This window comes from Streptomyces sp. NPDC028722 (assembly GCF_040637655.1).
Lineage (GTDB): Bacteria > Actinomycetota > Actinomycetes > Streptomycetales > Streptomycetaceae > Streptomyces.
Genome location: NZ_JBEZWU010000056.1, coordinates 1 through 18,052 on the forward strand (window position 1 = coordinate 1; position 18,052 = coordinate 18,052).

Sequence of the window (18,052 nt, forward strand, 5' to 3'; positions counted from 1 at the left end):
GCCGAGCTGCGCCTGCGCAACGTCCTCGCCACCGGTGACGTGCTGCCGATCGGGCAGACCGTGACCTGCCCCGCGCCGGTCGCCGAACTCCTCCATGTTCTCCCGCGCCATCCGGGCGCCCTGGGCGGCCTTCTCCCGCACCGGCTCCGGCGCCTTCTCCTCCCACAGCCGGCCCGCCTCGGCGGCCTTCGCGCGGGCCTGCTCGGCGGCCGACGAGGCCTTCTCCTTGACCGGATCGGGAAGCTTGTCCTGCACGCGGGCCGCCGCCTCGGCGGCCCGGGCCTTGACCTCCCCGGCCTTGACCGCGGCCTGCTCCTTCAGTTCACCGGCCTTCGCGACGGCCTGCTCCTTGACCTCCGCGGTCTTCTCCTGGGCGCGCGCCTTGACATCGGCCTTGGCCGCGAGCGCCTCCACGGTCTCCCCCAACTCCTGACGGGTGTGCTCGACCTGCTCGCGCAGCTCCTCCTGGCTGGAAGCGGTCGGTTCGTCATGCGGCGGCTGGGTCATCGGTGCGCACTCTCCTTGATCTCGGCCACATCGGCCTTCACGTTCTCGATCGTCTGCTGGGGCGCGGGCGGCGCGGCCTGGGCGACTTCCTTCTTCCCCTTGAGCGCCATCACCGCGGCGATCACGCCGAGGACCGCGGTGACGATGAGGGCCGCGGCCCACACCGGCAGGGGTACCGCCAGCGCGGCGATCGCGGTCGCCACGAGGGCCTGGAGCATGAGGAACCCGACCAGTCCGGCGCCGCCGAACAGTCCGCCACCCTTGCCGTACCGCTTGCCCTTGTCTTTCATCTCCGCCTGCGCCAGGCGCAGTTCGCCCCGCACCAGCTCCGTCAGCTGCTGCGACGCGCGCTGCACCAGTTCGCCCACCGGCTCCGAACCCGGCGCCTGCCGGCCTGTTTCGTGGTGGAACTGTTCCGACATGACGATCACCTCCCGTCACTCGTTGTGTCCGGGCCGAGGGCGCCGTCGGCGCCCGGCCCCCGGAGAGCGTGCGAGTACCCCGTACAGAGCGGTGCAGGGCAGCTGGCCCGGCTTCATCCGGCCGACGGTGGTGAAGCGGTGCCTCGGCGCTCCCGGTGTTCTCATTCGGGCGGCAGCGCGGGCAGCGCGTCCGCCCTCTCGGCTGTCAGGTCCAGCGGCTGCAACCGGCTCCAGTACCGGTGCAGTGCTTCCTCCGGTGCGTCGGACGGCGGGACCGACGGGTCCTGGAAGGCCAGATGCAGTTCCTCCACCCGGTCCTCGCCCGGCCGCCCGGGACAGGGCTGCGGCCGGCGGCGGTTCCACCAGCGGACGGCCGCGACGGCCGTCCCCGCTCCTGCCATCGCCGCACAGCTGATCGCGAACGCCTCGTGCCGCCTGACCGCCATGGCCCTGTCCCCTCCTCGTCGCGCGGCTACCCGCCGTTGACACCGCGTGTTGCCCGGCCGCCCGGGGTTATGCCCGTGCGGCAGCCGGATGTGAGGCCGGTTCCCACGCCCGCCGTGCGGCGGGGTGCGGGGCACCGGCCCTCACGCGGTTCAGACCTGGCCGCGCCAGGCGCCGGTCTCGTCGCCGCCGCGGGCCTCGATGAACTTCTTGAACCGCGCCAGATCGCCGGTGACCTGCCGCTTGACGACGCCGAGCTTGTCGCCGACGGTCTCGGCCAGGCCGTGGGGCTCGTAGTCCAGCTGCAACATGACCTTGGTGCGGGTCTCGTCCAGACGGTGGAAGGTGACGACCCCCGCCTGCTTGGCCTCGCCGCTCACGGTGGTCCAGGCGACGCGCTCGTCGGGGATCTGCTCGGTGATCTCGGCGTCGAACTCGCGGGTGGCACCGTCGATCCTGGTCACCCAGTGCGTGAGGGTCGGCGTGCGCTGCTCGATGCGCTCGACGCCGTCCATGAACTGGGGGAAGGTCTCGAACTGGGTCCACTGGTTGTAGGCGGTGCTGACCGGGACGTCGACCTCGATGGACTCTTCCACCTGCGACATGCGTGGGCTCCTTCTCTCGGGTCCTGCTCGGGTTCCTTCTCGGGTTCTGGTCGCGTCGGCAGGCCGGGCGGACACCCGGTCCGCCCGTGCGCGTACGGCGCTCCACGCCCGCCGCCCGGCCGCCCGTGCTCATGGGACGGGGCTGCGGCGGGCGGGGTGTGTGACGCGGGTATCCCGAAGCCGGGCCCCTACACCAAGATCGTTCGGAGGAGCACTCGGTACCCTGCCTGAGGCACCGGATTTCGGACTCCGGACGGATGCGGCGGCAAAAAGAAAAAGGCAAGGAGGTCACCGACTCCTTGCCACTCTCAACGTATAGCCGATCGGGGGCCTTGCGGCAAGGCCCCGGCCGTGCCGCAGAATGTCCGGCCTGAACCGGCTTCGCACGGCACCGGGTGCCGTCATGGCCGCAAGAGATCTCATATCGGAGCTGATGCGTGAACCCCCTGGCCCTCGGCGCGTTCGACCTTCCCGACCGCCTGTCCTCCAAGGCCGACCCGGCGCTGATCGGCGGCGACGAGGAGCACTTCGCGGCCATCGCGCAGTGCCTCGAGCAGTCGGTCGCCGAACTGTCCGGCCGTCTGGAGGCCGAGCGGAAGGCGCCCGGCGGCAAGGGCCGGCAGGCGATGGACCGGGACGCGGAGATCCACCGGCTGACGGCTCGCCTGCGCACCCTGCGCCGCTTCGGCCTGGACCTGTGCCTCGGGCACATGGTGAGCGCCGACCACTCCGAGCCCGTGTACGTCGGGCGGCTCGGCCTCACCGACAGCTCGGGACGCCGGCTGCTGGTCGACTGGCGTTCGCCCGCGGCGGAGCCGTTCTTCGGAGCCACCCACGCCAACCCGATGGGACTGACGAGCCGCCGCCGCTACCGCTGGACCCGCGGCCGGATCAGCGACTACTGGGACGAGGTGTTCGCCGCCGACGGGCTGGAGGGCCACGCCGCGCTCGACGACCAGTCGGCCTTCATCGCCAGCCTCGACGGCGACCGGTCGGCCCGGATGCGGGACGTGCTCGCCACCATCCAGGCCGACCAGGACGCCATCATCCGCGCGGGGTCCCGCGGCGCTCTCGTCGTCGACGGCGGTCCGGGTACGGGGAAGACCGTCGTCGCCCTGCACCGCTCCGCCTACCTGCTGTACTCCGACCCCCGGCTGGGGCACCGCCGGGGCGGTGTGCTGTTCGTCGGCCCCCACCGGCCGTACCTGGACTACGTCGCCGATGTCCTGCCCAGCCTCGGGGAGGAGGGCGTGCAGACCTGCATCCTGCGGGACCTCGTCGCCGAGGGAGCGTCGGCGACGGTCGAGGCCGACCCGGACGTGGCCCGGCTGAAGTCGTCCGCCGCCATGGTGAAGGCCATCGAGAAGGCCGTCCGGTTCTACGAGGAACCGCCCACCGAGGGGATGAAGGTCATCACCCCCTGGTCGGACATCCGGCTGACCGCCGAGGACTGGGCCGTGGCGTTCGACGCGGCGGAGCCCGGTACGCCGCACAACGACGCCCGTCACCAGGTCTGGGAGGAGCTGCTGACGATGCTGGTGGACAAGCATCCCGGTGACGTCTCGGAGACGCTGCTGCGCAGGGCGCTGCGGCAGAACAGGGAGCTGCTCACGACGTTCGGCCGCGCATGGCCGCTGCTGGAGGCGGCCGACCTCGTCGGTGACCTGTGGTCGGTGCCCGCCTACCTGCGGATGTGCGCTCCCTGGCTCGACCGGGACGACGTACGGCGGCTCCAGCGCGCGGACGCGCAGGCGTGGACGGTGTCCGACCTGCCGCTCCTGGACGCGGCACGGCAGCGGCTCGGTGACCCGGAGGCGTCGCGGCGCAGGCGCCGGCACGAGGCCGCGGTGGCCGCCGAACGCGAGCGCATGTCCGCCGTCATCGAGGGACTGCTCAGGGCGGACGACGACGGCGAGGGCGCGGTGACGATGCTGCACGGCGAGGACCTGCAAGACAGCCTCGTCGACGAGAGCGGCCTGCCCACCGCCGACCCGGACTCGCTGGCCGGTCCCTTCGCGCACATCGTCGTGGACGAGGCGCAGGAACTGACCGACGCCGAGTGGCAGATGCTGCTGCTGCGGTGCCCGTCCCGGAGCTTCACCGTCGTCGGGGACCGCGCCCAGGCCCGGCACGGGTTCACGGAGTCGTGGCAGGAGCGGCTGGCACGGATCGGGCTCGGCCGGGTCACCGTGGCTCCCCTGAGCATCAACTACCGGACGCCGGAGGAGATCATGACGGAGGCCGAGCCCGTCATCCGGGCCGTCCTCCCGGATGCGAACGTGCCGGTGTCCATCCGCAGCGGGGGCACACCCGTCGTCCACGGATCGACCGCCGACCTGCGCCCGATCCTCGACGACTGGCTCGCCGCGCATGCCGACGGGATCGCCTGCGTCATCGGCGACCCCACGTTCCGGGCGACGCCCCGTGTCCGGTCCCTGACCCCGGAACTGTCGAAGGGACTCGAGTTCGACCTGGTCGTCCTCGTCGATCCGGAGAAGTTCGGCGAGGGCGTCGAGGGAGCGGTGGACCGCTATGTGGCGATGACCCGGGCCACCCGGCACCTCGTCGTCCTCACGAGCGGCTGACGCCGGCGGCCGGGCACCCGCGACGGGCGGCCGGCAGCACGCGCGCGTGCGTGCTCCGGCCGTCCCCCCGGCTCAGTGGCTGCCGGTCAGCTCGCCGCTGAGCGTCCCGTGCATGCGGGCGCTGGCCTCGTTCAGGCCGGTGATCTCGACGGTCTTGCCGCGCTGGGCGTACTTCGTCTCGATGGCGTCCAGCGCGGCCACGGAGGAGGCGTCCCAGATGTGCGCGGCCGACAGGTCGATGACGACCTTGCCCGGATCGGTGGCGTAGCGGAATCGGCCGACCAGGTCGTTGGAGGAGGCGAAGAACAGCGCTCCGGTGACCCGGTAGACGACCGAGGTGCCGTCGGGGCCGGTGACGGAGGTGACCTCGGCGAGGTGGGCGACGCGCCGGGCGAAGACGACCATGGCGGTGACCGAGCCGACGACGACACCGATGGCGAGGTTGTGGGTGGCGACCACACACACGACGGTGATCAGCATGACCGTGATCTCCCCGGCCGGCATCCGCCTCAGCGTCCTCGGGGCGACGGAGTGCCAGTCGAAGGTGCCCACCGACACCATGACCATCACCGCGACGAGCACGCCCATGGGGATGTCCGAGACGATCGGTCCGAAGACGACGCAGAGCACCATCAGGAGCGCACCGGCCAGGAACGTCGACAGCCGGGTGCGGGCGCCGGAGACCCGTACGTTGATCATTGTCTGGCCGATCATCGCGCAGCCGCCCATGCCGCCGAGGAATCCGGTGACGATGTTGGCGATGCCCTGGCCGACGGACTCACGCGTCTTGGAGGAGTGCGTGTCGGTGAGGTCGTCGACGAGTTTCGCCGTCATCAGCGACTCCATCAGGCCGACGAGGGCCATGGCCAGCGCGTACGGGGCGATGGTGGTGAGCGTGTCCAGGCTGAACGGTACGTCCGGCAGGCCCGGTACGGGCAGGGAGGACGGCAGGGCGCCCTTGTCGCCCACCGTGGGTACCGCGATCCCGGCGGCGACCGTGATCACGGTGAGGACGACGATGGACACCAGCGGAGCCGGCACCACCCTGGTGACCCGCGGGAAGAGCACCATCAGCGCCAGTCCCGCCGCGATCAGCGGATAGACGGCCCACGGTACGTCCGTCATCTCCGGCACCTGCGCCATGAAGATCAGGATCGCCAGGGAGTTGACGAAGCCGACCATCACGCTGCGTGGCACGAACCGCATCAGTCTGGCGACGCCGAGCACACCCAGGACGATCTGGAGGACACCGGCCAGGATCACCGTGGCGACCAGGTAGCCGAAGCCGTGCTCGCGGTTCATCGGGGCGATGACCAGGGCGACGGCGCCGGTCGCCGCGGAGATCATGGCGGGCCGCCCGCCGACGACGGCGATGGTCACCGCCATCGTGAACGAGGCGAACAGGCCGATGGCGGGGTCGACCCCGGCGATGACCGAGAACGAGATCGCCTCCGGGATCAGCGCCAGGGCGACCACGAGTCCGGCCAGCACCTCGGTGCGCAGCACCTTCGGGTCGGACAGCCAGGTGGGGCGCCGGGAGCCGCGCAGCCACGCGGCCGGGGACGGTACGGAGGAGGACAAGACGAGAGGAACCTGTCGTGGTCGGGCACACCCGTGTCACGGCGGGCGCGCAGGAGGGGGCAGGCCGGGAACGGCCGGTCACGGAGGTCCGCGAGCGGCGGACCGATGCCAGGGGCGCCACGGGACGGGGTGGGCGCGGAGGCGGGCGGGCCCCCTGCCGGGACAACCCTACCCTAACGTTAGGGTAGGGATCGGCGCCGACCGTGTCCGGTCGGCGGTCACAGGCGAGGAAGGCAGCCCGGCGTGAGCGGCGAACACATGCAGATCGGCGAGGTCGCCGCACGGACCGAGCTGTCGCTGCGCACCATCCGGCACTACGAGGAGACGGGTCTCGTCATCCCCTCCGCCCGCTCCCAGGGTGGCTTCCGGCTCTACACCGAGGCCGATGTCGCCCGCCTGATGGTGATCCGCCGCATGAAGCCCCTCGGCTTCAGCCTCGACGAGATGCGCGCCCTGCTGGAGGCCACCGACCGCCTCGACTCGGGTGCGGAACTCCCCCCTGAGCAGCGGGAGGCGCTGCTGGAGCGGGTCCGCGGCTTCGAACACGCCGCCCGGCAGCGGGTGCGGGATCTGCGCACCCAGCTGGCCCGGGCGGAGGAGTTCGCGGCCACGCTGGCGGAGCGCCTTCCCCCCGCCTCGTAGGCGAGGCGCACCTGGGTGGCCGTGCGGGCGGGGAGCCCCGCCACGGCCGTGTCGTCATGTGAACGGCGGGCAGCGGAGTTCACCATCCGAACGACCGCCTCGTCGCCGTCCGGATGTCGCCTTCATGTTCCGGGCACCTCAACTGCTCTGCTGCGAGGGCCTGTTCACCCCTTGACGGCTGTGGTTCAGACCTTTTACGTTCCGATGCCGGGCGGACCTTTCTTCCGGGGACACTCGGCTCCTTACGGCCCGCCCGCCATCCGTAGACCGCGAAAGGCTGTGATCTCCTCCGTGGCCGCACAACCCCCCACGCGTTCCGCCCTGTTACACGCCGCACTCGCCGTCGCCCTCGCCGTGCCGGCCGGCCTGCTCGCCACCTCCCCCGCCCAGGCCGCCGCCGAGCAGTGCTGGGCGACGCACTACGGCCCCCAGCCGCCCGGCGCGCTGACCGCCAGCGGCGAGGTCTTCGACAACAACGCCGACACGGCCGCCACCTCACTCACCCGTCAGCCCCAACTGCCGTTCGGCACCCGGGTCCAGGTGACGAACGTCGCCAACGGCAGGTCACTGGTGGTCAGGATCAACGACCGGGGCACGTTCGCGCAGACCCCGCAGGAACCCAAGTGCCTCGACCTCACCGACGGGGCGTTCGGCCGGCTGGGCGGAAGCCTGAACCCCGACGCCGGACACATCGTGGTCACGCAGAAGGTCCTCAACTGAGGCCCTTGCCAAGGCCTTTGACCCCCACAGCCCCGTGAACTGGAGCATTCTCTCCATGCCCATCCCGTACATCAGGCGGTCCCCCTCCCCCCGAGTACGTCCCGGGCGGCTCGTGGCCACCCTCATGGCCGCGTCCTTCGCCGCCCTGTTCGCCGTCACGCCCGCGCAGGCCGCGGACGGTCAGATCACCGGCCTAGCCGGCAAGTGCGCCGACGTGGCGGGCGCCGCGAGCGCCAACGGCACCGCCGTACAGCTCTACGACTGCAACGGCACCGCCGCGCAGCGCTGGTCCAACCCGGGCGACGGCACCCTGCGGGCGCTCGGCAAGTGCCTGGACGTCGTGGACCGCGGCACCGCCGACGGAGCCGCCGTACAGCTGTGGGACTGCTCGGGCGGCACCAACCAGCAGTGGGTGGTCACCGCCGCGCACGACATCGTCAACCCGGCCGCGAACAAGTGCCTGGACGTACGCGACAACAACTCCGCCAACACCAGCCGGCTCCAGATCTGGAGCTGCTCCGGCGGGGCGAACCAGAAGTGGAACGCGCCGGCGGGCGGAGGCGGCAGCACGCCGTCCGGATTCGTGGTCTCCGAGGCTCAGTTCAACCAGATGTTCCCGAACCGGAACTCCTTCTACACCTACAGCGGCCTCACCGCCGCGCTCGGCGCCTACCCCGCCTTCGCCCACACCGGCAGCGACACCGTGCAGAAGCAGGAAGCCGCGGCGTTCCTGGCCAACGTGAGCCACGAGACCGGCGGGCTCGTCCACGTCGTGGAACAGAACACCGCCAACTATCCGCACTACTGCGACGGGACCCAGCCGTACGGGTGCCCGGCGGGGCAGGCCGCCTACTACGGCCGTGGCCCGATCCAGCTCTCCTGGAACTTCAACTACAAGGCTGCCGGGGATGCGCTCGGCATCGACCTGCTCAACAACCCCTGGCTGGTCCAGAACGACGCGGCCGTGGCCTGGAAGACGGGCCTGTGGTACTGGAACACCCAGTCCGGGCCGGGCTCGATGACCCCGCACAACGCGATGGTCGACGGCGCCGGCTTCGGCCAGACCATCCGCTCCATCAACGGCTCCCTGGAGTGCGACGGCAAGAACCCCGCCCAGGTGCAGAGCCGCGTCGACGCCTACCAGAGGTTCGCCCAGATCCTCGGCGTCAGCCCCGGCGGCAACCTGTACTGCTGACATCTCCCCCGTGTGAGGAGGCGCGAGCAGGCGTCCTCGCAGGGAGATCACCCGCCCCGGACGGAAGGTTCCCGCACCGTCCGGGGCGGGCCGTGCTCCGGTCGCCCACCGTGCCGGCCCCGGCCGGGCGGTGCCGCCGGCCCGTCACCCCGCTCCCCCACGCCTCCGACCTCAAGGCAGCCCCCTCATGCCCATGCCACCAGCCGTGCTACGGCTCGCCGTCACCGCCGCCGGTCTCCTGCTCACCACGACCACCACCCTCACCGCCACCCTGGCCACGCCGGCCTCCGCCGCCGTACCACCGCACTCCGCCGCGGCCCGGAGAGCCGCCGGCGCGGCGGACTCCGCCGCCTGGGCAGCGCCCCTGTCGACCCGGGGCCGGTACATCGTCGACGCACACGGCGACCGCTTCCGGCTGAAGGGCGCCAACTGGGACGGCGCACAGGGTTCCTGGACCGGCAGCGGCAGTGCCGCCGACCCCGCCAACCATCACGCCGGACAGGACTCCCACGGCATCCCCCTCGGCCTGGACCGCGCACCGCTGGCCCAACTCCTCGCCGACTTCCGCCAGTCGGGGATCAACACCGTCCGGCTGCCGTTCTCCAACGAGATGATCCACCGTACGACCGCGGTCCCGGACAGCGCCGTCGCCGCCAATCCCCAGCTGCGCGGCAGAACACCGCTGGAGGTGTACGACGCCGTGGTCGACGCGCTCAGCCGGGACGGCTTCGCGGTCGTCCTCAACAACCACACCAACACCTCCCGCTGGTGCTGCGGCATCGACGGCAACGAGCGGTGGAACAGCGGGCAGTCCACCGCGCAGTGGGCGGACGACTGGGTGTTCATGGCCCGCCGCTACGCCTCCGTCCCACGCGTGGTCGGCGCCGATCTGTACAACGAGGTCCGGCGCGACGTACTGGACGACCCCAACTGGGGCACGGGCGACGGCCACGACTGGTACGCCGCGGCCCAGCTGGCCGCCGACCGCATCCTCACCGAGGGGAACCCGCGCCTCCTCATCGTCATCGAGGGGATCAACTGGACCGGGGTGCCCGTGGACGGACTCCCGCACGGCCGGCCGGTACTCACTCCCTCCCGCACGCTGTCCCACACGCTCGTGGACGCCCGCAAACTCGTCTACTCCGCCCACTTCTACGGCTACACCGGCCCGCACCACAGCGGAGCCACCGGCGTCGGCGAGACCCACGACGCCCGTTACCAGGACCTGTCACGGGCCGAGCTGGCCACGGCCCTCGACGACGAGGCCTTCTTCGTGGAGGAGAGCGGCCGGCACTACACCGCGCCGGTGTGGGTGAGCGAGTTCGGCATCGGTTCGGGCGAGACGAACCCGGCGGCCCGGACCTGGTTCGGCAACCTCACCGACTACCTCTCCGAACACGACGCCGATTTCGCGTTCTGGCCCCTGGTCGGCTTCGCGGGCCACGACGACTGGGCACTGCTGCGCTACGACGACACCGGGCACCGCTCCGGCATCCTCGACCCCGGCGACTGGCGCGGCGCGGCGTGGCAGCGCCTGATGACCACGCCGGGCAAGGCCGGTCCCGTGGCCCCGATCCCCGTCTGGCGCATGCTCAGCACCGACCACGGGGACGCGGTGGCGTCGCTGCGGGTGCGCGCCGCGGGAGACTGGGACCCGGGAGCGTACAAGGCCGCCTGCCCCGACGGCACCCGGCTCCTCGGGCTGAGCCACAGCGGTGGGCGCGGTCTGTGCACCGACACGGGCACGGCGGACCTGCGCGCCGCGGACGCGCGCCGGACGGTGGTCACCGACGAGCGGTATGTGCCGGCCGGCGGGGACTGGGCGTCCGGGTACACCAAGTACCAGTGCCCGGAAGGGGAGTTCCTCATCGGCTACGCGCTGCGCGGCGATCGGGTCTCGACGGCGTTGTGCGTCCCGGCACGGGGCGCGCTGTCGGGCGCCGGACGGACGGTGTGGTTCGACCGGTCCGACAGCCGTCCCGCCGACGCGGCCGGCGGGGACTTCGCGTACGGCAGTTCCAAGGGACAGTGCGCGGCGACCGAGTACGCCGCCGGGATCGCCTTCACCACCCGGGTGGGCAGCCACCCCGGCCCCGCGGCCCTGCTGTGCCGCACCCTGCCCTGACGGGCGGACCCGGCCGTCCGCGGGCACTCCGCACGGAGCACGGGACACGGGACCACCGGAACGTCGGAGCACCGGGCCGACGGCCCCAGGCAGTGCGCGGCCGTGCCGCCCGAAGCGCGCACGGCTCAGGCGGCCCGTACCTCGAAGCCGCCCCGGCCGTCGAACCGTACCTGGTGAACCGCGTCGAACCCGTCGGCGGGCGACGGTCTGCGCAGCTTCTTCAGGGTGGCCAGGACACCGACGTCCGGGACCCGGTCGCGGTCCTCGCGCGCGGCGTTGCGCCGCAGGGCGCCGGTCACGTCAGGGGGGAACCAGTAGGCCGTCGCCGTCGCGCCGTGCGCGTGGGCCAGCTCCACCAGCGGAGCCCACTCCTGCGGCGACGGGTTGGTGTTGTCCACGGCCACCGCCCGTCCGGCCGCCAGGTGTGCGGCCAGCAGCCGCATCTGCCGGCCCTGCTTGTTCCTGGCCTTCCGCGGGAACAGGTCCTTGCTGACCAACTCGTACCGGTCGGACAGGCACCGTGCGTAGAAGGTCGACTTCCCCGAGGCCTGCAAGCCGACCAGCACGGCCACGTCCGCTTCTGTCGCCATACCGGCCACCATGACACGTCACCGCGGGCCGGAAAAACACCCGTGGGGGGCCGGTGGGGCGTCGGTCAGCGGGCCCGTGCGGGGTCCGGCGTGCCGGGCGCCGGGTCCTGGCGGGCTCGCGAGGGCCGGGACGCGCGGGCCACGAGGAGCAGCAGGAGTCCGCAGGCGGCGACCAGCAGCCAGCCCGGGCGGGAGGCGCGGGCCAGGCCCGCGGGGCCGGCACCCGCGACCAGGCCGCCGGCGACGGCGATGCCGACGGCGGAGCCCAGCTGTCGTGCGGTGGACGTGACGGCGCCCGCCACCCCGGCCCGGGCGGGCGGCAGTCCGCTCACCGCCGTGTTGGTGATCGGCGCGTTGGCGAAGCCGAAGCCGATGCCGATGAGGAGGTAGGCGAACAGCAGCAGGTACACGCTGGTGTGCCGGTCGAGGCCGGTCAGGCACAGCCCGCCGGCGGTGAGGAAGCCGCCCGCCAGGCACAGCGGCAGCCGCGGGCCGGTACGACCGACCAGGCGGCCGGACCACGGTGCGCAGACGGTGGCGCCGAACGCCATGGGCAGGGTCGCCGTACCGGCGGCCAGCGGGGTGAAGCCGCGGGCGTGCTGGAGGTAGAGGGTGGTGAGCAACAGCGTCACGTTCAGCGCGGCGAACACCGCCACGGCGCCCAGGACGGCGCCGCTGAACGCGGGCCCGCGGAACAGGCCCGGGTCCACCAGCGGTTCGGTCCGGCGGGACTCCGCCCGCACGAATCCAGCCGTCGCCGCGGCGGCGAGGGCGTAGGCGGCCAGCGCCGCGGGTGACGTCCAGCCGATGCGCGGCCCCTCGATGAGGATGCCGACCCAGAGTCCGATCGTCACGGTCAGCAGGAGCTGCCCCGGAACGTCCGGCCGCCGGGGCTTCGCCGCCCGGGACTCGGGTACGAACAGCGCGCTGAGCACGAGGGCGGCCACGATGACCGGGGCGTTGATCCAGAACAGGGACCGCCAGCCGAGTCCCGCGACGAGGGCGCCGCCGGTGACCGGGCCCGCGGCCATGCTCAGCCCGAACACGGACGCCCACACGCCGATCGCCCGCGCTCGCTCCCGTGGGTCGGGCATCGCGTTGACCACGATGGCGAGTGCCACGGGGCTGAGCATGGAGGCGCCGACCCCCTGCACCGCGCGTGCCGCGATCAGCGCGCCCACCGAAGGGGCCAGCGCGCAGGCCAGCGAGGCCGCGCCGAACACCGTCAGCCCCCACTGGAACACCCGACGGCGCCCGAAGCGGTCCGCCAGCGCGCCGGAGGAGATCAGCAGACCGGCCAGGACGACGGTGTACGCGTCCACGGTCCACTCGAGACTGTGGGTTCCCACGTCCAGGCCGCGGCCGATGGCGGGCAGGCCCACGTTGACGATGGTGGTGTCCAGGCCGACCAGGAACATGCTCAGACAGCAGACGGCCAGCACCGTCCAGCGTCCGCGGCTGCTCAGCGGGAGCGGTCGGTTCGGGGCGAGCGTCGTCGCGGTCACGGTCTGCCTTCCGGGTACAGGAGCGGTACCCGGTCAGGCTCGGTCAGGTCGACGGCCGGCGGCCAGCGTCTTTGCCGGGACGGCAAACGGCCGGCCGGCCCGGGGGCGGAGCCGCGCCCCCGCAGACGTACACCACCGGCCGGTTCAGGCCGTGGCCGTGCGGAAGCGTGCCCGCTCCCGGAGCGCGCGGCGGCGCGGTCACCGACCCGGCGCGCTCGGACCGTCCCCGTTCCCGGCGTTGCCGCGCAGCAGACCGGTGACCTGCGGGCGGATCACTTCCCAGGCGACGGCCGGCAGATCGCCCAGGGCCGTGCCGCGCAGGGCGCCGACGGCTTCCTCGGCGTCGGTGCCACCGGCGGTGTCCCCGCTGAGCAGGTCGTAGCCGTCGCGTACGGCGACGCGCAGGCGCCGGCCCGCGCCGTCACCGGCGCACAGGGCCGAGGCCACGACCAGAGGGGGCGGTCCGCCCGCCTCGCCGGGCAGTTTGCGGTAGGCGGAGGCGATCGGCGCGCGCCAGCGCAGGCTGAGCAGGACGGGCCGTTTGGCGACGACCTCGGTCAGGTCCGCCTCGCGGACCCCGTCGGATTCCAGGACCGTGGCACGGGCGTCCAGGACGAGGGCTGCGGGGAGCAGGCAGCGCAGCGTGCTTCCGACGAGATTGCCCCCGACCGTCGCGGTCCGCCGCACGGCGCCGGTGCCGATGGTGGCGGCGGCCAGCCGCAGGACGTCCGGCTGCTCGGCGCCGATCCGGTGCAGGACCACGGCACCGCCGACGGTCTCACGTCCCAGGACGTTGGCGTCCGGCACCTCACGCAGGGACATGGCGAGGCCGGGGAAGCCGTCCCGTTGCCACGTCGCCCACACGAGTGTCGCCCCGCCGATGGGCACCGCCCCCTCGGCCAGGCACTCCTGGGCTTCCGTCACGGACGTGGGCAGACGCAACAGCACGGCGCCGACCTGCCTTCCTGGTCACGGGGACGACCGGCGGCCGGCACCACGGCCGGCTGCCCGCCGACAGCGCAGTCTTGTCGCGCGAACGGGGGCGCGTACAGGGCTCACACGAGCGTACGGTGCGCACTGACCGCTCACGGCCACGGAATACGCGGCCCCCGGCGCGGGCTCACCACGCACGTCCGTCCCTGGTGCGGGGCACCGGCATCCGCGTCAGCGCCTGGCGGGCAGGGCGACGCTGGGCCGCAGCCACCACGTGTCCTACCGACCGCGACCGTCGGCTGGGCGGGGCCGCCGAGCACGGACGGGCCAGCACCGCCGAGCACGGACAGACACGGGCCGGCACACCGGACACCGGCAGGCACGGGCCAGCACCGCCGAGGACAGACGGACACGAGCCGGCACCGCCGGACACGGCCGGTACCGCCGGGTTTGCCCGCGGAACGCGAAAAGTCCTGCCGGGCCGTGCGGCCCGGCAGGACTTCGGTGGGTGACGCGGTCAGCCGCGGCGGCCCGCCGGGTCGTGGGTGGCGTCCCGGTCCTCCTCGCCGTGGACCGGTCCGGAGCCGGCGGTTCCGGCGGTTGCGCCGGTGGCCGGCACCGCCGCCCGGTCCCCGTGGCCCGGCCACCAGGCCGCGTGGCCGATGAGCGCCGTGAGGCTCGGGGTGAAGAACATCGCCATGACGAACGCGGCGACCGCGATACCGAAGGAGACGGCGAAGCCCATCTCCATCAGCAGCGAGTTGCCCGCCAGCATCATCGTGGCGAAGGTCGCCGCCAGGATGAAGCCCGCCGCGGCCACGGTCGGTCCGGCGTGCCTGAGCGCCATGCCCGCCGCCTCGCGGGGGTCACGGCCCTCACGGGCCTCCTCACGCAGTCGGGCGATCATGAGGATGTTGTAGTCGGTGCCGATCGCGACCACGAACAGGTACATGATCACCGGGAGCATGAACATCAGTCCCGAGTGGCCCTGCCCGTCCTGGAAGATCCACACGGTGGCGCCCAGGGTGGCTCCGAAGCCGAGGCCCACCGAGGCCATCAGGTACCAGGGCGCGACGACACTGCGCAGCAGCAGCCCCAGGATGATCATGATGAGGAGGGCGGCGACGGGGAACACCGTGCGGTAGTCGTGGTTCACCGCGGCGTCGATGTCCTTGTAGATCGAGGACATGCCGCCGACGAGCGCCTCGGTGCCGCCGGGCGCGGCGGAGTGCGCGACGTCGCGGACCCGGCCCACGGCGTCGATGGCCTTGTCCGTGGACGCCTCGTACTTGAGGGTGACGGTGAAGTCGGCGGTGGTGCCCGGCTTGTTCACCTGGGTCATGCGGGCGGCCGCGACACCGTCGACGGCGCCGAGCTTGCGCGCGTACGCGTCGAAGGCGGACCTGTCCAGCGGCTTGCCGTCGGTGGTGGAGAGGTAGACGTCGGTGGGTGCCGCGGCACCCGCCGAGTACGCCTTCTGCATCTCGTCCTGGACGACCATGGACTCCTTGGTCTTGGGCATGGAGCCCGAGGCCAGGTCGAAGGTGGCCTTGTAGCCGAGCGTGCCGAGCGACAGGGCGAGCAGGATGAGACCGGACACCACGGCGGTCAGCGCCGGGCGGCGCTGCACGCTCCGGCCGAGGGCGGCGAAGCGGGCGTTCTCCGGCTCCTTCTGCCAGGACTTGGAGGGCCAGAACACCTTGGGGCCGATGAGCGAGACCACCGCCGGGATCAGGGTCAGGCCCGCGACCAGGGTGGCGGCGACCGCGATGGCCAGCGCCGGGCCCATCTGCTTGAGGAAGCCCAGCGTGGACAGCGAGAGGGCGAGGAAGGCGATGACGACCGCTCCGGCCGCCGAGGCGATGGCCTCGCCGACCCGCGCGACCGCGTTGATCATGGCCTGCTTGGGCTCGTCACCGGCGCGCAGCCTTTCGCGGTACCGGAATATCAGGAACAGGAAGTAGTCCGTGCCGACGCCGAAGAGGACGACGATCAGGATGGACGAGATCGAGCTGTTGGCCTGGAGGTCGAACAGCTTGGTGGCGTAGGCGATCAGCCCGTTGGCGACGGCGGACACGAGGCCGATCAGCAGCAGGGGCAGGAGGGCCAGGATCGGCGCCCGGAAGATGATCAGCAGCGTCACCAGGATGATCACGAAGGTGCCGATACCGATCAGCGCCTGGCCGCGCTTGGAGGAGTCCTCCTGGTCGAGGGCCTGGGCGGCGGAGCCGCCGAGTTTGACGTCGAGATGCGTGCCCTTGGCCAGTTTCCTGACCTCCGCCCGCAAGTCCCTGGCAGCGTCGACCTGTTTGGGCTGGCCGGCGTTCTTGCTGTCCATCTGCACCAGGGTCAGGGCGTACCTGCCGTCCTTGGACGGCTGGCCGGGGACGACCTTCTGGACCTGGTCGATGTGCTTCTTGCCCAGATCAGAGGTGATCCGGGCGGCATCCTTCTGGTCGGCGGCGGTCAGCTTGCCGCCGTCGGTGCGCTGGTAGAGCGCGATCGCGGACGGGGTGAAGGCGCTGGGGAACGCCCTCTCCTGGAGTTGTGCCGCTTTGATGGATTCGTAACTCTTCGGCAGGAAACTGCTCTCGTCACTGTTGGAGGGCAGACTCGGAGCGGTGGCCACAATGGCCACCGCCGCGATCAGCCACGCCACGATCGTCCAAATGGGATGACGGACGACGGTGTTGCCTATTCGTCGGAACATGCGGAGGGTCCTCCTGGGAAGGAAGATCACCGCAGCCCGGGGAGCGGTCCCTGGCATCGGCGACCCCGACCGGCACGCAGGTCACGGGCCGGTCGCATGGTTGTCTTGGTTGCACATCCTAGTGACAGCACGCACCTGTTCTCGCATCGGACGCGCTGCGCCCGGCCGAGGCGGTTCACAGATGAACGACTCACCAACGCCACTCGGCGCGGGCGGGGTTGAGAAGTGATGCGCACGGCGGGCAGGGTCCCGCCACCTGCCGGACCCGGTAGGTGACACAGGCCTTTCGGACGACCGTCACGCCGTGCGGGGCCGTCCGGAAAAACCGGCACAGCGGTTTGGTACGGGCCTGTGCGGATGCCCGTCGGACGACAAGGACACGACTGCCCGTCGTACGGCGTGGCACGGCTGAGGAGGGTCCGGCGCGGAGGCCGGGTCAGGCGGGGGCTCCGGCGAGGGCCGCCGACTTCTCGTGCACCTCCGCGATCACGCGGGCGCCGCGGTCCGGTGCGGTGTCCAGCCGGACCAGGACGGCCGGGGCCGCGATCGAGGGGAGGATGTGGTCGTACAGCGCCGCCATACGGTCGTCGAGGTCCGCCCAGCCGGCCACTGCCTGCGAGACGAACTGCACGCCGATCCAGGCGCCGAGGAAGACCTGGGCGGTCTCCTCGGGTGACACGTGCGGGAGGACCTCACCGCGTTGCTTGGCCTCCGTCAGGACGCACGAGGTCAGACGGGCCCAGGCCGGCCAGGTGCTGCCGAGGATGTCATGGCCCTGGAGGTCGGCGGAGAGCCGGACACCGGCGAGCAGCAGGGGTTCCTGGGGCAGGCGGTTGGCCAGCGTCATGCCCGCGTCCACCCATTCCTGGAGCTTCAGCTCCCGGGGCAGGTGGTATTCGGTCCTCATCTGCTCCTGGAGCACGCCCCGGGCGAGGGCGGCCTTCGAGCCGAAGTGGAAGTACAGGGCGCCCTTGGTCACGCCGGCCCGTTGGAGGATCTCGGCGATGGTGGCGGCCGCGTACCCGCGTTCCGCGAAGACGCCGGCGGCGGCCTCGAGAACAGCACGCCGGGTCCGGACAGCTCGCTCCTGCTGAGCCATGCCCCCTCCCCCGGCCGAGAATCGAACCAGACAGGTCGTACCTTATCGCAGGCCGTTCAACAAGAGGGCGGTACAGGGACGTTGGGCGAAGAGGGAGCGAACGGGCGCCGGGCGGGCTGGACTTGTCCGTCGGTGGGCGGCGGAAAGACGGAAGGCCCCCCAGGTGGGGGGCCTTGGGTATTTGCGCACCGCGAGAGCCCGGGGGCCCGGGCGGGAGATGAACGCGGCGGCGGCGCCCCTGTTCAGGGGCGCCGGACGAGGCCGTGGCCGTCAGTCGGTGGTCAGCTGGTGGTCAGCATTCCTTCGCGCAGGCGCTTGAGGGTGCGGGACAGCAGCCGCGAGACGTGCATCTGCGAGACACCCAGACGCTCACCGATCTGCGCCTGCGT

The 18,052-nt window shown here is 72.1% G+C and carries 16 protein-coding genes; 5 read left to right on the top strand and 11 right to left on the bottom strand.

Translation table 11 applies throughout. The features are described 5' to 3' along the window. The 4 genes from AB0F03_RS36625 to AB0F03_RS36640 form a co-directional block, all read right to left on the bottom strand. Positions 1-507 (bottom strand): DUF3618 domain-containing protein (locus AB0F03_RS36625; RefSeq protein WP_362000518.1); only part of this gene is annotated, 507 nt, incomplete at its 3' end. Continuing rightward, positions 504-929: a phage holin family protein gene (locus tag AB0F03_RS36630; protein WP_362000521.1), complete on the bottom strand. Its 426-nt coding sequence runs from the start codon at positions 927-929 to the stop codon at positions 504-506. The genes AB0F03_RS36630 and AB0F03_RS36625, both read right to left, overlap by 4 nt. Positions 930-1,090: 161 nt before the next feature. Continuing rightward, positions 1,091-1,375 carry a hypothetical protein gene (locus tag AB0F03_RS36635; protein ID WP_362000523.1) on the bottom strand — a complete coding sequence of 95 codons (285 nt, stop codon included), beginning with the start codon at positions 1,373-1,375 and terminating at the stop codon, positions 1,091-1,093. Positions 1,376-1,525: 150 nt separating this feature from the next. Then, positions 1,526-1,978 (bottom strand): SRPBCC family protein, encoded by a 453-nt coding sequence (locus AB0F03_RS36640; RefSeq protein WP_362000526.1) that lies wholly within the window; start codon positions 1,976-1,978, stop codon positions 1,526-1,528. A gap of 437 nt (positions 1,979-2,415) precedes the next feature. Here AB0F03_RS36640 and helR point away from each other — a divergent pair, with 437 nt between their 5' ends. Further along, a complete protein-coding gene (gene helR / locus AB0F03_RS36645; RefSeq protein WP_362000529.1) occupies positions 2,416-4,563 on the top strand; it encodes an RNA polymerase recycling motor ATPase HelR in 2,148 nt (715 codons plus the stop codon). A gap of 72 nt (positions 4,564-4,635) precedes the next feature. Here helR and AB0F03_RS36650 read toward each other — a convergent pair whose 3' ends face one another. After that, positions 4,636-6,144 carry a SulP family inorganic anion transporter gene (locus AB0F03_RS36650; RefSeq protein WP_362000532.1) on the bottom strand — a complete coding sequence of 503 codons (1,509 nt, stop codon included), beginning with the start codon at positions 6,142-6,144 and terminating at the stop codon, positions 4,636-4,638. A gap of 243 nt (positions 6,145-6,387) precedes the next feature. On the opposite strand from AB0F03_RS36650, the gene AB0F03_RS36655 reads away from it, so the two are divergent. The 4 genes from AB0F03_RS36655 to AB0F03_RS36670 all read left to right on the top strand — a co-directional run bounded on the left by AB0F03_RS36655 (position 6,388) and on the right by AB0F03_RS36670 (position 10,826). Then, a complete protein-coding gene (locus tag AB0F03_RS36655; protein ID WP_362000535.1) occupies positions 6,388-6,786 on the top strand; it encodes a MerR family transcriptional regulator in 399 nt (132 codons plus the stop codon). A 291-nt stretch (positions 6,787-7,077) separates the two neighbouring features. Next, positions 7,078-7,506 carry a septal ring lytic transglycosylase RlpA family protein gene (locus AB0F03_RS36660; RefSeq protein ID WP_362000538.1) on the top strand — a complete coding sequence of 143 codons (429 nt, stop codon included), beginning with the start codon at positions 7,078-7,080 and terminating at the stop codon, positions 7,504-7,506. A gap of 124 nt (positions 7,507-7,630) precedes the next feature. Further along, positions 7,631-8,701, top strand: coding sequence for a glycoside hydrolase family 19 protein (locus AB0F03_RS36665; RefSeq protein ID WP_362000557.1), 1,071 nt, complete (start codon positions 7,631-7,633; stop codon positions 8,699-8,701). A gap of 187 nt (positions 8,702-8,888) precedes the next feature. After that, the gene (locus AB0F03_RS36670; protein ID WP_362000540.1) at positions 8,889-10,826 is read left to right on the top strand and encodes a cellulase family glycosylhydrolase; all 1,938 of its coding nucleotides are present in this window, start codon (positions 8,889-8,891) and stop codon (positions 10,824-10,826) included. 125 nt (positions 10,827-10,951) lie between these two features. On the opposite strand, the gene AB0F03_RS36675 is transcribed toward AB0F03_RS36670, so the two are convergent. The 6 genes from AB0F03_RS36675 to AB0F03_RS36700 form a co-directional block, all read right to left on the bottom strand. Then, entirely contained in the window at positions 10,952-11,416 is a 465-nt protein-coding gene (locus AB0F03_RS36675) for an AAA family ATPase (RefSeq protein ID WP_362000543.1), read from the bottom strand. A gap of 65 nt (positions 11,417-11,481) precedes the next feature. Next, entirely contained in the window at positions 11,482-12,921 is a 1,440-nt protein-coding gene (locus tag AB0F03_RS36680) for an MFS transporter (protein WP_362000546.1), read from the bottom strand. A gap of 198 nt (positions 12,922-13,119) precedes the next feature. Next, on the bottom strand, positions 13,120-13,869 hold the full coding sequence (locus tag AB0F03_RS36685; RefSeq protein WP_362000549.1) for an FAD binding domain-containing protein: 750 nt from the start codon (positions 13,867-13,869) through the stop codon (positions 13,120-13,122). 502 nt (positions 13,870-14,371) lie between these two features. Next, positions 14,372-16,564: an MMPL family transporter gene (locus AB0F03_RS36690; RefSeq protein WP_362000551.1), complete on the bottom strand. Its 2,193-nt coding sequence runs from the start codon at positions 16,562-16,564 to the stop codon at positions 14,372-14,374. A 436-nt stretch (positions 16,565-17,000) separates the two neighbouring features. Continuing rightward, a complete protein-coding gene (locus AB0F03_RS36695) occupies positions 17,001-17,663 on the bottom strand; it encodes a ScbR family autoregulator-binding transcription factor (protein ID WP_362000554.1) in 663 nt (220 codons plus the stop codon). Positions 17,664-17,944: 281 nt separating this feature from the next. Beyond that, positions 17,945-18,052, bottom strand: a 108-nt coding sequence (locus tag AB0F03_RS36700; RefSeq protein WP_362000559.1) for a sigma factor-like helix-turn-helix DNA-binding protein, incomplete at its 5' end; no start/stop codon positions are given.

Excerpts from the sequence above, each read along its gene's own strand:
- AB0F03_RS36630 (WP_362000521.1), bottom strand. The coding sequence starts at position 929 with ATGTCGGAACAGTTCCACCACGAAACAGGCCGGCAGGCGCCGGGTTCG.
- AB0F03_RS36635 (WP_362000523.1), bottom strand. The coding sequence starts at position 1,375 with ATGGCGGTCAGGCGGCACGAGGCGTTCGCGATCAGCTGTGCGGCGATG.
- AB0F03_RS36695 (WP_362000554.1), bottom strand. The coding sequence starts at position 17,663 with ATGGCTCAGCAGGAGCGAGCTGTCCGGACCCGGCGTGCTGTTCTCGAG.
- AB0F03_RS36675 (WP_362000543.1), bottom strand. The coding sequence starts at position 11,416 with ATGGCGACAGAAGCGGACGTGGCCGTGCTGGTCGGCTTGCAGGCCTCG.
- AB0F03_RS36690 (WP_362000551.1), bottom strand. The coding sequence starts at position 16,564 with ATGTTCCGACGAATAGGCAACACCGTCGTCCGTCATCCCATTTGGACG.
- AB0F03_RS36640 (WP_362000526.1), bottom strand. The coding sequence starts at position 1,978 with ATGTCGCAGGTGGAAGAGTCCATCGAGGTCGACGTCCCGGTCAGCACC.
- AB0F03_RS36670 (WP_362000540.1), top strand. The coding sequence starts at position 8,889 with ATGCCCATGCCACCAGCCGTGCTACGGCTCGCCGTCACCGCCGCCGGT.
- AB0F03_RS36665 (WP_362000557.1), top strand. The coding sequence starts at position 7,631 with ATGGCCGCGTCCTTCGCCGCCCTGTTCGCCGTCACGCCCGCGCAGGCC.